We start from the raw sequence: 14,365 nt of genomic DNA, 5'->3' as shown, positions 1-14,365 counted from the left end.
AAAGTCATTTTATATTATTTCTTTATTAAAATTTTACTTCAACTTGGCATAATAGAAGTATTTATATACCAGTAAATTTACAACAGGAATACAAGTTTTCTCGTTTCCCTTAAAGTTCTTGTGTGTGCGTGAGGGATAGAAATAAGCTACCGAAGTAGCATGGATAGCCCGACCCCCGATAGAGAAAAGGGCAATGACGACAAAGTAACTAGCCCTTTTTTCTATCGGGGGTCACGCCCAAATTATTTTTATAAGTTTAAAATAAGAGGTCGTTATCCGCCAATTTTAATCATACTTCTGTTTTTAGAAAACAGTTCTGGATTTTGAAATTTAATATCATTATCCATTCCGCCTCGCATGGCGTGTTTGGATTTTATATTTTGAAAAATAAGTGGTTCAATTGGTTCTCCTGCTCTTAAAGTATCGAGCAAAGAGGTTTCGGTATTCGAGAACAGGCAGTTTTTTAGTTTTCCGTCAGCAGTTAAACGGATGCGGTTACAGGTGCTACAAAACGGATTCGTCACCGAACTAATCACTGAAAAACTACCTTTATACGATTCAATTTTGTGATTTTTGGCTGTGTCGTTTGGTTTGTCCTGAACACGTAATACATTTTCATTAAAATAAAAATTTTCTACTTGTTCTATAATTTCGGCATAAGAAACTAATTTTTCTTTATTCCATTGATTGCCGTCAAAAGGCATAAATTCTATGAAACGAATTTGGATATCTCGCTCTTTGGTTAGCTCAATAAAATCGACGATTTCGTTATCATTAAAGCCTTTAATTACTACAACATTTAGTTTAACATTAAAACCATTGGCGTCAAGCAAATCTAGATTTTCTATTAATTTTTCAAAATAATTTCTACGAGTAATACTATTGAATTTGTCTTTTTGCAAGCTATCAATACTTACATTCAGAGTTGTAATTCCAGCTTCCTTAAAAGTATCTATAAAATCGTGAACCAAAATTCCGTTGGTTGTTAAAGTCAACTCAACATCTAGTTTTCCTAAACGTTGAATAATGTCTTTGGCATCTTTACGTACCAAAGGCTCACCGCCAGTTAATCTAATTTTGGTCACACCCAAGTTCACAAAAGTTTGGGCAATGGTAACAATTTCATCTGCAGTCATCAGGTGCGCTCTTGGTGTGAGTGCAATCCCTTCGGCAGGCATACAATATGTGCATCTCAAATTACAATGTTCTGTAATCGAAATGCGGAGGTAATTGTGTCCTCGACCGTGAGTATCCTGCATTTGAATTGTTTTATTTTCCATGGTTGAAACCATTAAGTATTTTGAATAAATGCAATATTGACGGAAAAACAGCATCCATAGATTCGCTGGCTCCTGCGGTAGAACCTGGTAAAGCCAAAATCAATGTATTTCCTTTGAAACCTGCTACACTTCTGGATAACATCGCATAAGGCGTTCTGTCCTGACCATAAGATCGAATGGCTTCCTCGATACCTGGAATACGTCGGTCTAACAATGGAATAACCGCTTCGGGAGTAACATCTCTATTCGACAATCCTGTTCCTCCAGTAAGAATAACCAAGTCTTTATTCCCATCACACAACTTATTGATCGTTTCCTGAATATCGCTTACCTCATCTGGAATAACTGTATAATTTGAAACGCTTAATCCAAGGTTTTTTATTTTATCAGAGATCACTTTTCCAGCTCTATCTTGTTTTTTACCGCTTGCTACACTATCCGAACAAACAACTACCGCTACCGACAAATCGAGATCTTTTTTGACCCCATAATCTGATTTTCCACCTTTTTTGTGAAGCAGTTTTATTGTCGAAATTTCTACTTGTTTGTCAATTGGTTTTAGCATATCATACATCGTCAGAGCTACAATCGAAGCGCCGTGCATAGCTTCGACCTCAACACCAGTTCTGTAAATTGCTTTAACGGTTACCTTTATCAATACTGAATCTTCTAGTAATTCGTATTCAATTCCAGTAAACTCAATCGGCATTGGGTGGCAATCCGGAATAGAGTTCGACGTGTTTTTAACCGCAAATAAACCTGCAGTTCTTGCCACTTCTAATACATTTCCTTTTGGAACAGTGTTATTCAAAATAGCTTGCATCGTTGCTGGAGAACCAACTTTTACGATTGCTTGGGCTGTTGCTGTGCGTTGTGTAATTATTTTATGGGTGATATCTACCATAGAGATTTCAGATTTACTTATTTTAGATTTTAGATTCGTATATGTTTTACTAATCTATTTTTTTGCCAAAGATTATAATGATTAACTCAGATTTACCAAATAATAAAAATAAAATCTGTGTTTATCTGTTCCATCCGTGACCAATATTTTTTATGTGTTTTTTTTCCAGGTATAACTTTCGTCTTCAAAAATTTCTTTTCCAAAAACAGCTGTCTTTTCTTTTATTTCTTCTACCAAAAATTCCAAGGCTTTATAAACCACTTTTCGTCTTGGTGCCGAAACAAAAACAAACAAACAAATCTCTCCTGTTTTTACCGTTCCCAAACTGTGGTAAATATGCAAACAGGATAATTCATATTTGGCGAAAGCGGCTTCTCTAATTTCATAGAAAGTCTGTTCTGCCATTTCTTCATAAGCAGTATATTCAATGGCGGCAACTGTTTTTCCGTCGATTACATCGGCACGAACTTGTCCTAAAAATATATTGTGAGCACCGATAGTCGTTTTACTTTGATGCTTGGCAATCGAATTCCCAATGAATTCTGATGTTATTTGTCCCTGAATAAAGGAACTTTTCTTTGGTTTATCTGTTGACATATTTTAGTTTTTCAGCCACTGATGACACGGATTAAACGGATTTTCACTGATTGTTTTTTAATTGATTTATAAAATTTTATAAATCCGTCTTTATCTGTTCAATCCCCATTGTCTGTGGGTTATTTTATTATTTTATTGAAATTGTCATTGCTATTGACATTGTTATTGAATTTGATCTTTTAACGATTCAATCCCTTTTCCTAAATGAAAGACACCTACAAAGCCTGATTTTTGCAAATAATTCATCGCTGCCAGGCTTCGTTGACCGGTTTGACAAAACAAAACAATCTCTTGATTTTTATCTAATTTCTTACTGTATTTTTCTAATTCGCTCAACGGAATCTGAATGACATTTTCCCCTTTAAACTCAGGCAATTCATCCGATTCCCGAACGTCAATAACAACGATTCCTAATTGATTACATTTTTCTAAAAAAGCCTCAGGGCTTAGGTTTTCTATTGCTTTTTTATGATGCAAAAGCGTACTTCCGTTTATAAATCCTTTTTCGATTGCTTTTGGATTTCTGGCAAAATCAATGATTTGAGTTTGAAAATTCAAAGCATCATAAATCAATAATTTCCCCGATAATACTGTGCCTATTTCTAAAATTATTTTTAGCACTTCGGTAGCTTGCAAGGCACCTAACGTATTAGGCAAAACTCCCAAAACTCCAGATTCCACACAATTTGAAACTCCATTTAAACCTTCTTGTTCTGGAAACAAACAACGGTAACTAGGTCCATTTTTATAATTAAAAACCGAAACTTGTCCTTCAAATTTATAAATCGAAGCATAGACAACCGGAAGCTTTTTAACCACAGCCAAATCATTTATCAAATAACGAACGGCGAGCGTATCTGTACAATCCACAATAATTTGATAGTCCTGAATAATTTCTAATGCATTTTCTGTACTGAAAAATTCAGGAAACACATTTGCGTTCAATTCTGGATTGAGTTCTAGAATGGCGCTTTTAGCTGTTTCTGCTTTACTCTTTCCACAATCTTTTAATGTATAAAGCAATTGTCGATGCAAGTTAGTTTCATCTACCACATCACCATCGACAATTCCAATGGTTCCAACTCCTGCAGCTGCTAAATTTTGCAAAACAGGACAACCCAAACCTCCAGCTCCAATTACCAAAACACGAGCGTTTTGTAATTTAAGCTGACCTTCTTCTCCAATCTCTTGAAGAGAAATTTGTCTGGAATATCTAGTTGTGTTAATCATTGTATTTTTTTTTATTAATACTGTTGTTTTGCGTGAGGGATTGCAGTGGAGCTCTTTTTTGAGGCGTTTTTTTCGCCTCAAAAAAAGCGGGAACGAAAAGCCCGACCCGTAGTTTTTCACGGAGGGTCACGCCCACACGAGCGATAGCGAACTGACGAAGTAAATAAAATTATCCCCCAGCAAAAGGTGGCAAAAAAGCAATTACATCCTGATCTTTAATGGTGTTATCCAAACTACTCATCGCTTGATTTACTGCAATAGAATAGTTGGTGTTTTTCAATTTCTCGTAAGTCGTTTCCATTTTGGATTTCAAAAAAGAAACTGACATCTTATTTTCTTCCATAGAAAAAATCTCCTCTTTTTTCTGGGTAATATCTACGAGAGAACCAAAATATTTTAATGTTATGGTCATTTTATTAAATTTTGATATTCTTCTTGTGTATTTATATTTTGAATTTGATCACTCCATTTCTCTGGAACAACAATCGTTTGGTGTTTTACATCTTCAATTACAGTTCTTAATTTCAATTGTTTTCCTGCGATATGCTCGCCAAAAACAACTCGCATAGAACGATCGTAAATTGCAATAAGCGGACTGGTTTTCCCTTCGATTGTTGTTTGCGTAACCATCAAAGTCTCTTCGTGACTTGCTACCAGCCATTCTAATAATTCAGTAGAAACCAATGGAACATCAACACTTAAAACCAAATTGACTTTGGTCTTAGACGAATTCAAAGCAGCATAAAGCCCACCTACTGGGCCTTTGTTTTCTATAATATCTTCGACTCTGGTAAAGCCAAAAGCATCATACTCCTTATTCCCTGAAACAATTAAAATATTAGAACCAACAATAGGTTCCAAAGCCTCACAAATATGTTTAATAAATGGTTTCCCATTTAAATCTAACAATCCTTTGTCAGTCCCCATGCGCTCGCTCTTTCCGCCGGCTAATACAATCGCTGTAATGTTTTTTTCCATCTTCTTATTCTACTTGGTTATTTTGGTTTTGGTTAGTTAATTTAGAAATTATAGTATTCAAATATTTATAACGAATGTTTCTCTAGTTGCATATCCAGAAATTTCCAACAAGCACTATTGATTTCTTCAAAAGATTCAATAAGTAACTTACCATAAGGAGTAAGAACCGTCCCTCCACCTTTATTTCCGCCAATTTGAGTCGCAATTAATGGCTCTTTCGAAGCCTTGTTGGATGCATCCACTAACTTCCATGCTTTTTGATAGGAAATATTCATTTCCTTAGCAGCTTTGTTAAGCGAACCTGTAGATGCTATCAGCTTTAATAACTGAATTCGTCCTTCACTAATGACAATTCCTTCATCAGTTTCAATCCATATTTTACTTTTGATTTTCAAAATTGATTGTTTTCGTTATACTAATGCAAATATAACGAAATGATTCTTTCTAAGAAACAAAAAAAGGTATAAGAACCTGTTTTTTTGTTATAAACCTAATCTGGTTTTAATAGCAAAAAAAGAAGCAAGACACACTAAACCACATCATTTTAAATTCTATTTAATATCAATAAATTATTAAAAATTAATTACATTCGCTTCCTTTAACAACCATAACCAATTAAAAATGAACACCAAACAAGCCACAACCATAAATGAAGTTATACAATGTTTAGACGAAATTATTGCAGCGTCAAAAATAGAACAATGTGCCATTGGCTTGTTTACCACTTTATATAGGGAAGTTACGATACAAATAAAAAACGGTATCGAAACGGGTTTATTCCAAAATCCGGAGCGAATGGAAAAACTGGATGTAATTTTTGCCAATCGCTATTTAAGAGCTTATTACCAGTTCAAAGCCAAAGAAAAATGTTCAGAATGCTGGGGATTTTCGTTTACGAAAGGCGAAGAATATTGGCCTATTGTAGTACAGCATTTATTACTTGGAATAAACGCTCACGTCAATTTAGATTTAGGAATTGCCTGTGCACAAGTCAGTACTCCCGAAAGTATTTTTGACTTACATTCTGACTATAATAAAATCAATGAAATTTTAAGCAATCTAGTGGAAGGAGTTGAAGAATGTTTAGTTGAAATTTGGCCAACGCTAACCTATATATTGAAATTATCCGGCAAAATAGACAATTTCTTTATTGATTTTAGCATGAAAACCGCAAGAGATGGTGCATGGAAATATGCTACTGAATTTGTCCTTCTTCCAGAAAACGAAAGAGAAGCTTCCGTACAGCAAAGGGATATTAAAATCACTAAAATAGCCAAATTAGTTTCAAATCCTGGTTATTTTGTAAGCGGCATTTTTAGGCTCATTCGATTATTTGAAAGAGGGAACGTAGCTCAAAAAATTATTGAATTAAGCAAAGTAAAATACAACCCAGTGACAGAAACTGTGGCAACCCCTGAATGTGCTGTCTTAGTTTAGCCTATAACAACAACTCAAATTATTGTAATGCAAAGTTCACAAAGAAAAAACCGCAACGTTCGCAAAACTTTGCGAACCTTGCGGTTAATTATCTAATTTTCAAATTACCTAATTATCATATTATCTAAGCCTGTTCTTTTTCGAATCTAGCTATTACTTCCTGATAATAGTTAAATGTGGTTTTTGCAATCGATTCCCAACTGAATTTTTCTAAAACTCGCACTCGGCCTGCTTTACCCATTTTTGTAGCTAACTCTTCATTATCTAACAATGCATTCACTTTCGCAGCTAATGCTTTTTGGAAAGCTGTCGGATCTAACGGATTGAAATTAGTTCTGGAAATACTTTCCAACGGAATCAAATATCCTGTTTCTCCTTCAACAATTATCTCTGGAATTCCACCCACGTGACTACCTACAACAGGAGTTTCACAAGCCATCGCTTCGAGGTTGATAATCCCGAAAGGCTCATACAAAGAAGGACAGGCAAAAACTCGTGCATGACTGTATAACACTTTGACTTTTTCACGAGGCAACATATCAGAGATCAAAATCACGCCTTTTCTTTTAGTTTTCAGCTCATCAATAAGTGCTGAAGTTTCCAGAGCAATTTCTTCGGTATCGGGAGCGCCAGCGCAAAGCACAATCTGGCAATCTTCATTAAAATATTGAGCAGCTTCAATCAATCCTGAAATTCCTTTTTGGCGGGTAATTCGACCCACAAAAAGTACAAACGGAATATTTGGATCGATTCCATATTCTTTCAATAAAGCTTCGTCAAAAGTAGGTTTGTAAAATTCAGGATCAATTCCGTTATGGATTACAGTAACTTTTTTTGGATCCACGCCATAGGCTTCTACCACATCGGTTTTCATTTGTTCGCTTACGGCAATAATACCATCGGCAGATTTATATGCGTTGGTTTCAATCCATCGGGACATAAAATAACCATTCCCTAATTGTTCTACTTTCCAAGGACGATGCGTTTCTAAACTGTGTGTGGTCAATATCAACGGCACTTGTAATAATTCCCTAGTAAAAACACCAGCCAAATGTGTGTACCAAGTATGGCAATGAACAATATCGGCTTTCGGAGTGGCTTGAGCCATTTCTACATTTCGACTTAAATTATGAAACATCTTAATATGTTCATTTTCGGGATCAACCATTTTGGTCAAACAAGAATTTATGCCTTCTACATGCATAGAACCCTTATCTTCATTTTGATCTCCAAAACATCGAACTTCGACTTGCGCCAACTTAGCCAATTCATGGCTTAAAAAATCAATATGTACTCCTGCTCCTCCATAAATATTAGGTGGAAATTCATTACTATAAAGCGCTATTTTCATTTGGCAGCTAATTAAAATTTAAAAAATAATTTAAGTGCAACTCATTAAAACTTTGAAACACACTTTGACTCTCAATTTAGTAAAAATACAAAACGACAATGTATTTTATACAGAAACTGTTCATTATTTTTTTGACATTTTTTTAGCTTCATCTACAAAAAACATAAACTTTTCACAAAAGACATTATTATTTAATGATAATAATTACTACATTTTAACTAGTTTAGCATAATAATACTGTTTCTTTTTTATTTAACTAAAAAAATCAAAAATGAATCAAAACGACTCACATTTCTACGGATATAATTTTGAAAAAATTGCAGATACACTTATTCGCCTTGGCGTACTCTTTCTGTTAATTGGTTGGTGTTATGACATCTTAAAACCCTTCGTTTTAATAATAATCTGGGCGATAGTTATTGCCATAGCCTTTAGTCCAATTTATGAAAGGGTAGTTCGATTATTTAAAGGTCGAAAAGTATTAGCCACCATATTTGTCGCACTGATATTGCTTACTATTATAGTCTTACCCAGTGTACTCATAACCCAATCTTTATACGAAGAAATCAATAATTTTGCCCATTACTACCAGACCAATGAGCACCTGATTCCGCCTCCTGGTGAAACCACCAAAAATTGGCCAACCATAACAAAACCAATAGTAGAAATTTGGACAGCCGCCTCCGCTGACATTTCCAAAGTAGCTCTTAAATATACTGATGAATTAAAAGTTGCTGGTGCATGGCTACTGCTCTCTTTAGCAGGAATTGGCAAAGGTATTCTACAATTTATAGTATCGATTGCCATTGCAATGGGCTTGTTATTATATACCGAATCATTAGTCAAAGTTTCTAAAAACATTTTTATCAAACTAATAGGTTCCAATGGTGAACATTATGCCGAAGTTACCGTAATTACTATTCGTAATGTTGTAAAAGGATTCTTGGGCGTAGCGTTAATTCAGTCGTTAATGATTGGAGTTGGATTCTTTTTGGCAGGAGTGCCTTTTGCTGGAATTTTTACAATTATCTGTCTTTTTCTTGCTATAATACAAATAGGAATTGGTCCAATCGCCATCCCGGTAGTCATTTATATGTATTCTGTTACCGATGCCACAACCTCAACCATACTGGCTGTTTGGGTAGGAATCACTTTAATTTCAGATAATATCCTAAAACCAATATTCCTAGGAAGAGGCAATCCACCTGCACCCATGCTTGTAATATTCTTGGGAGCCATCGGTGGTTTTATTTTCAACGGTTTCATTGGATTATTCTTGGGAGCAGTGATCCTAACATTAGGTTATAAATTCTTCCTTTCGTGGATAGACATCAATGAAGAACCTCAAATAGAAGAAACGCCAATAGAGGCAGAAGAATAATTTACTTAATCAATTTGCCAAACGTCATCTGGGCGTGCCACCATAAAGAAAAGGGAGCTACTCATCACAGCGGTGAGTTGCTCCCTTTCCTTTATACTGTCGGGTCATCCGTGCTACTTCGGTAGCTTACTCCTACCCCTCACGCAAAATTTGTCATTGCGAGGAACGAAGCAAACTCACTATCACAATCAAATTCAGTAAATAATCAGTCAGAATGGAAGTACAGAGAGAGATTGCTTCGTTCCTCGCAATGACACACCTATTAACTATTCAATAATTCCAAAATCTTGTCCACATTTACTTCACTGTAATCGTTGATGTAAAAGTCACAAGGAGGCAATTGCTCTTTTGTATGTGAGCTCAAAACGCCAACTACTTTCATTCCTGCATTAAGACCTGCCGTAACTCCTGAAAAAGAATCTTCAAAAACAACACAGTCAGACGGAGCAACACCAACACGCTCTGCCGATTTTAGGTACACTTCCGGATTGGGTTTATGATGCTGAACGTCCTGACTTGCCATCATAGAATCCATTTTGTCTCCAATTTTTAAGGCATTAATAATCAAGTCGAGATTGGCACGCGGAGCTGATGTCGCAACGGCAGTTTTAAAACCACGAGATTTCAGTTCTTCCAAAAACTTCAGATAATTCGGAATTGTCTCTACTTTATCTTTATAAATTTCGCGAAACATCAATTCTTTTTCGTCTTCCAATTTTTTAAGTTCCTCTCCAGCAATGGGACGCTTAAAAAAATGCGTCATGATATAACCATTGTGTTTTCCGTACATATGTTCTTCAAACTCTTTTTGGGAATGAGAAATTTGGTACTTATCAAAAAATGCTTCAAAAGCCTTCCCATGATCTGGATTGGTGTGACAGATTACACCGTCCATATCAAAAATTACACATTGCTGTTTCATTATATTTGTAGTTATTTTAAAAGACTGCAAGATACAATCATTTGCATTTTATTGAAAGCTAAAACAAAATTTAAACAATTCTTTAATTGAAGAAATACTACTTTTACAGAGACAATTTCTAATCCTTAAAGATAAAATATGGCAACAGAACTGAAGGAGATGTTCAATACAAAATTCTACGAGCATTTGGCAACCCAATTTAATAAAGCGGATGCCCGTTTTAACATTCAACAATTTGTTGACTCGGTTACAAACGGATTAGAAAACAGGTCATTAAATGAACGATTACGATTTACAACGATAACACTCAAAAATCATCTTCCAGCAGATTTTAAAGAGGCTGTAAAACTATTAAACGCTGTAATTCCAAACAGCCCCAGAGGTTACACATCGCTTATCTTTCCTGATTATATTGGGCAATTTGGCATTCACGATTTTGAAACTTCAATGGAAGCATTGGCTTATTATACACAGTTTGGTTCTTCTGAATTTGCCATTCGTGAATTTTTAAAACATGATTTTGACAAAACCCTCGCAGTAATGCAACTATGGGCCGAATCTCCCAATCATCATATTCGAAGGCTTGCTTCCGAAGGTTGCAGACCTCGTTTGCCTTGGGCGATGGCAATTCCGGAGCTCAAAAAAAATCCGAATCCTATTTTGCCTTTATTAACGATTCTAAAATCAGATTCATCCGAATATGTGAGACGAAGCGTTGCTAATAATCTTAATGACATTGCGAAAGACAATCCACAAATTGTAATTGAAATTGCCAGTAAATGGAACGGTCACGCCAAAGAAACCGATGCGATTATTAAACACGCTTGCCGGACGCTTTTAAAACAAGGAAATACTGAAATTTTAAAACACTTTGGACTTGACAGTTCAAAAGTCGCCGTTGCCAATTTCAAAATAAACACACCAAAAGTGGCCATTGGTAACCATTTGGAATTTTCATTTTCTATTCAAAACAATGATGAAAAACCACAAACCATAAGACTTGAATATGCTGTTTATTATCTTCGACAAAACGGGCAGCTTTCAAAGAAAGTTTTTAAAATCAGTGAACGAATTTATCAGCCAAATCAATCTTCGCATATTAACCGAAAACAAAGTTTTAAACTGATTACCACCCGAAAATTTTACATTGGACAACAAAAGCTTTCTATCATCATAAACGGAGAAGAAAAAAATAGCATTCCATTCGAACTGACAAACTAAAAGAGTCAAAATTTCAAATCAATCCAAGCAAACGAAACAAATATTCATAAGGATTTATTAAGCTTTTATTATATTTGAAGTAAATAAACTGAGAACCTTCACTGACTGACATTATAAACAATATTCAGAAAGACATGAACGAAGAAATCAAATTATACAATGCCAAACAAAATTCAGGCGACAAGGAAATTTGCGATCAACTTGCTACAATCATTTGTAACGAATTGCCTGAATCCGAAAATAAAATTTGGCACGCACATCCTGTTTGGTTTTTAGACGGAAACCCAATTGTTGGTTACAGCAACCAAAAAGCTGGAATACGACTAATGTTTTGGAGTGGAGCTGACTTTGAAGAAGAAGTTTTAAACGTTCGAGGTCAAAAATTCAAAGATGCTTCTATATTCTACAATGCTATTTCTGAAATAGAAGCCAATGATTTAAAACGCTGGCTGAAAAAATCAACAGAAATACAATGGGACTATAAAAACATCGTAAAAAGAAAAGGTGTATTAGAACGATTGAAATAAAGTGCGAGATTAAATTTAAAAATCATGAATAACACAAGCCATCACGATGAACGAATTGCAAAAATGATATTTGCTTCCGTATACCCCCATTATGTTGCAAAAGTCGAAAAGAAAGGCAGAACTAAATCAGAATTACATCAAGTAATCGAATGGTTAACTGGATATAATGATGTAAAAATACAAGCGCTAATTGAAGAAAAAGTAACGTTTGAAAAATTCTTTCAAAATGCTACATTACATCCTAATGCTCATCTTATCACTGGTGTAATTTGTGGCTATCGAATAGAAGAAATCGAAAATACATTAACACAACAAGTAAGATACCTAGACAAACTGGTTGATGAATTGGCCAAAGGAAAAGCCATCGAAAAGATTTTAAGAAGTTAATTAAACAAAATTAAATATTTGTAAAATGAATTATTCATTTAGAAAAGCTACGGCTACCGAAATTCCTGCAATATGGGACATTTTACAACAGGCGATAGCACGCAGAAAAGAAGATGGAAGTGACCAATGGCAAGATGGATATCCCAATCCCGAAGTGATTAAAAAAGACATAGATGCAAATCAAGGATTCGTTTTAACCGATGGAGAAATTATTATAGGATATACAGCCGTATTGATAAATGACGAACCCCAATACGCAAAGATAATTGGCGAATGGTTATCGAATGATGACTTTGTTGTATTTCACCGAGTAGCCATTTCAGAAAATTATTTAGGCAAAGGTTTATCTAAAAAAATACTGGAATTTATAGAGGAATTTGCCCTAAGCAATAACATATACAGCGTCAAAGCTGACACCAATTTTGACAATATTGCCATGCTGAAAATCTTTGAAAAATCGGGTTACAAATATTGTGGCAAAGTATATTTTAGAGGAGGCGAAAGAAAAGCTTTCGAAAAAGTTTTGGCTAAAACCAGCTAAATTGTAAAATAAAAACATGGAAAAAAACTACCCTTCGGTATTAGACAGAACTAAATCAACCTTAATTGACACTATTCTACTAATTGCTTGCATGCTCCTATTTACGGATATTCTTGATATGTTTGAAAAAGTGCCTGATTGGACAAGAGCTGCATTATTTATATCGTTATTAATGTATGAACCAATCTGCACAACTTTTGGAGCAACCTTAGGTAATGACAAAATGAAAATAAGAGTAAGAAAAAATTCAGACACAACCAAAAGGCTTAATATTTTTCAAGCTATTATTCGATACTTTTTTAAAATTGTACTTGGCTGGCTTTCTTATATCAGTATTTTTATAAGTCCAAAAAGCAGAACTCTTCATGATGTAATTTCAGGAAGCATAATGGTCAAAGCATAATAATTACAGTAAATAAACCTCAACTTTATCCCCTTTTTTTAATTCATAATTCCCATCAGGAACATAAACCAATCCGTTGGCAACAGAAAAAGAATTAAGCATCGAAGAATTTTGGTGAGACAAAATTTCTGCTTCCCCATTATTAATATTTGCTTTTAAAAACTGCGAACGTGAATTTTTCACATCATAATCATGGGCAATTGGCAATAGAATTGCTTGCTGATAATTGACTTCAGCGCCCGATAAAATATTTAGCGTAGGCAAAACATAAACATAAAAACAAGTCAGGCAAGCGGCAGGATTTCCTGGCAATGCAAAAATCATTTTATTGTTTAACTTTCCAGCAAATAAAGGTTTCCCCGGTTTTTGATTTACTTTGTAAAATAAAGTTTCTACTTCCAGTTCTTTCAAAGCCCTTGCTACGAAATCATAATCTCCAACCGATATTCCACCAGAGACTAATACTACATCATTATTTGTTAGAGCTTCGTGCAATTTATTTTTAGTATTTTCAAAATCATCATTGACTTCGTACAAAGTTACGGCATCATAATAACCATCCATCAATGCCGATTGCAACATAATTCCATTGCTTTCATACACTTTTCCGTATTCGAGTGGTGTTCCAGGTTTAGACAATTCATTTCCTGTTACAACAATTCCAACGTTTGGTTTTTGATACACTTTAACTTTTGTAAAACCAAGTCCTGCTAAAAATCCAATTGCAGCAGCATTCAAAAGGGTTCCTTTTTCAAGTGCCAAATCTCCTGCCGAAATTTGCTCGCCTATGGGTCTAACATTGGTTTCGGATAATACTAATTCATCCAGCAACAACTGTGTTCCGTCTGCAGTAACCTTTTCAATTTGAATAACTGCTTGTGCCGAATCGGGCACTGCAGCTCCTGTAAAAATCTTTACGGCTTGACCAGGAAGCAATTCGACAATATGAGAATCTCCCGCTTTCACTTCACCGACAATTTCATACTGCAAATTATCATGCAAACACAAAGCATACCCATCCATCGCCGATTGACGAAAAGGAGGCATATTAATTGGTGATAAAAGTGATTTTGCCAAAATATGTTTTCTCGCTTGAAAAAGAGAACATTCTACTTCGGTCAACACTGGTAAATTTGCTTGTAATATCGAAAAGGCTTCTTGAGCAGAAATCATATGTATAAGATTAATTTATTTTCAAAAATACAA

Annotated in this window: 17 protein-coding genes; 7 read left to right on the top strand and 10 right to left on the bottom strand. The window is 34.9% G+C overall.

Features of this window, described 5'->3' with window-relative positions; all coding sequences use genetic code 11:
- Nucleotides 1-272: 272 nt before the first annotated feature.
- The 7 genes from moaA to ACUN3A_RS13150 form a co-directional block, all read right to left on the bottom strand.
- Nucleotides 273-1,280: a GTP 3',8-cyclase MoaA gene (moaA, locus tag ACUN3A_RS13180; protein WP_445551747.1), complete on the bottom strand. Its 1,008-nt coding sequence runs from the start codon at nt 1,278-1,280 to the stop codon at nt 273-275.
- Nucleotides 1,270-2,205: a bifunctional molybdenum cofactor biosynthesis protein MoaC/MoaB gene (moaCB, locus tag ACUN3A_RS13175; protein ID WP_445552838.1), complete on the bottom strand. Its 936-nt coding sequence runs from the start codon at nt 2,203-2,205 to the stop codon at nt 1,270-1,272. Before moaCB ends, moaA begins: the two co-directional genes overlap by 11 nt.
- A 129-nt stretch (nt 2,206-2,334) precedes the next feature.
- Complete coding sequence (locus ACUN3A_RS13170; protein WP_445551746.1) at nt 2,335-2,781, bottom strand: molybdenum cofactor biosynthesis protein MoaE; 447 nt, start codon at nt 2,779-2,781, stop codon at nt 2,335-2,337.
- 162 nt (nt 2,782-2,943) lie between these two features.
- Nucleotides 2,944-4,011: a ThiF family adenylyltransferase gene (locus tag ACUN3A_RS13165; RefSeq protein ID WP_445551745.1), complete on the bottom strand. Its 1,068-nt coding sequence runs from the start codon at nt 4,009-4,011 to the stop codon at nt 2,944-2,946.
- Nucleotides 4,012-4,180: 169 nt separating this feature from the next.
- On the bottom strand, nt 4,181-4,423 hold the full coding sequence (locus tag ACUN3A_RS13160; protein ID WP_445551744.1) for a MoaD/ThiS family protein: 243 nt from the start codon (nt 4,421-4,423) through the stop codon (nt 4,181-4,183).
- Nucleotides 4,420-4,989 carry a molybdenum cofactor guanylyltransferase gene (gene mobA / locus ACUN3A_RS13155; protein WP_445551743.1) on the bottom strand — a complete coding sequence of 190 codons (570 nt, stop codon included), beginning with the start codon at nt 4,987-4,989 and terminating at the stop codon, nt 4,420-4,422. The genes ACUN3A_RS13160 and mobA overlap by 4 nt, the downstream gene beginning before the upstream one ends.
- A 65-nt stretch (nt 4,990-5,054) precedes the next feature.
- Nucleotides 5,055-5,384 (bottom strand): winged helix-turn-helix domain-containing protein, encoded by a 330-nt coding sequence (locus ACUN3A_RS13150; RefSeq protein ID WP_445551742.1) that lies wholly within the window; start codon nt 5,382-5,384, stop codon nt 5,055-5,057.
- A 226-nt stretch (nt 5,385-5,610) separates the two neighbouring features.
- On the opposite strand from ACUN3A_RS13150, the gene ACUN3A_RS13145 reads away from it, so the two are divergent.
- Nucleotides 5,611-6,426, top strand: coding sequence for a DUF5995 family protein (locus tag ACUN3A_RS13145; protein ID WP_445551741.1), 816 nt, complete (start codon nt 5,611-5,613; stop codon nt 6,424-6,426).
- 124 nt (nt 6,427-6,550) lie between these two features.
- On the opposite strand, the gene glgA is transcribed toward ACUN3A_RS13145, so the two are convergent.
- Entirely contained in the window at nt 6,551-7,777 is a 1,227-nt protein-coding gene (gene glgA, locus ACUN3A_RS13140) for a glycogen synthase (RefSeq protein WP_445551740.1), read from the bottom strand.
- Between the two features lie 271 nt (nt 7,778-8,048).
- Here glgA and ACUN3A_RS13135 point away from each other — a divergent pair, with 271 nt between their 5' ends.
- Nucleotides 8,049-9,158, top strand: coding sequence for an AI-2E family transporter (locus ACUN3A_RS13135; protein WP_445551739.1), 1,110 nt, complete (start codon nt 8,049-8,051; stop codon nt 9,156-9,158).
- Between the two features lie 262 nt (nt 9,159-9,420).
- Here the strand turns inward: ACUN3A_RS13135 and ACUN3A_RS13130 are convergent, their stop codons facing one another.
- Nucleotides 9,421-10,080, bottom strand: a complete 660-nt coding sequence (locus ACUN3A_RS13130; protein WP_445551738.1) for an HAD family hydrolase — start codon at nt 10,078-10,080, stop codon at nt 9,421-9,423.
- Nucleotides 10,081-10,218: 138 nt separating this feature from the next.
- Here ACUN3A_RS13130 and ACUN3A_RS13125 point away from each other — a divergent pair, with 138 nt between their 5' ends.
- The 5 genes from ACUN3A_RS13125 (at nt 10,219) to ACUN3A_RS13105 (ending at nt 13,159) form a co-directional block, all read left to right on the top strand.
- Nucleotides 10,219-11,301: a DNA alkylation repair protein gene (locus ACUN3A_RS13125; RefSeq protein WP_445551737.1), complete on the top strand. Its 1,083-nt coding sequence runs from the start codon at nt 10,219-10,221 to the stop codon at nt 11,299-11,301.
- Nucleotides 11,302-11,435: 134 nt separating this feature from the next.
- On the top strand, nt 11,436-11,828 hold the full coding sequence (locus ACUN3A_RS13120; protein ID WP_445551736.1) for a DUF1801 domain-containing protein: 393 nt from the start codon (nt 11,436-11,438) through the stop codon (nt 11,826-11,828).
- Nucleotides 11,829-11,852: 24 nt separating this feature from the next.
- A complete protein-coding gene (locus tag ACUN3A_RS13115; RefSeq protein ID WP_445551735.1) occupies nt 11,853-12,215 on the top strand; it encodes a DUF2200 domain-containing protein in 363 nt (120 codons plus the stop codon).
- 25 nt (nt 12,216-12,240) lie between these two features.
- Nucleotides 12,241-12,756, top strand: a complete 516-nt coding sequence (locus tag ACUN3A_RS13110; RefSeq protein ID WP_445551734.1) for a GNAT family N-acetyltransferase — start codon at nt 12,241-12,243, stop codon at nt 12,754-12,756.
- Nucleotides 12,757-12,772: 16 nt separating this feature from the next.
- A complete protein-coding gene (locus tag ACUN3A_RS13105) occupies nt 12,773-13,159 on the top strand; it encodes an RDD family protein (protein WP_445551733.1) in 387 nt (128 codons plus the stop codon).
- Between the two features lie 3 nt (nt 13,160-13,162).
- Here the strand turns inward: ACUN3A_RS13105 and ACUN3A_RS13100 are convergent, their stop codons facing one another.
- On the bottom strand, nt 13,163-14,332 hold the full coding sequence (locus ACUN3A_RS13100; protein WP_445551732.1) for a molybdopterin molybdotransferase MoeA: 1,170 nt from the start codon (nt 14,330-14,332) through the stop codon (nt 13,163-13,165).
- Nucleotides 14,333-14,365 lie beyond the last annotated feature (33 nt).

Source organism: Flavobacterium sp. WC2509 (assembly GCF_052683105.1).
The sequence above is the reverse complement of the archived record's forward strand: the minus strand, read 5'-3'. Positions and strand labels throughout refer to the sequence as shown.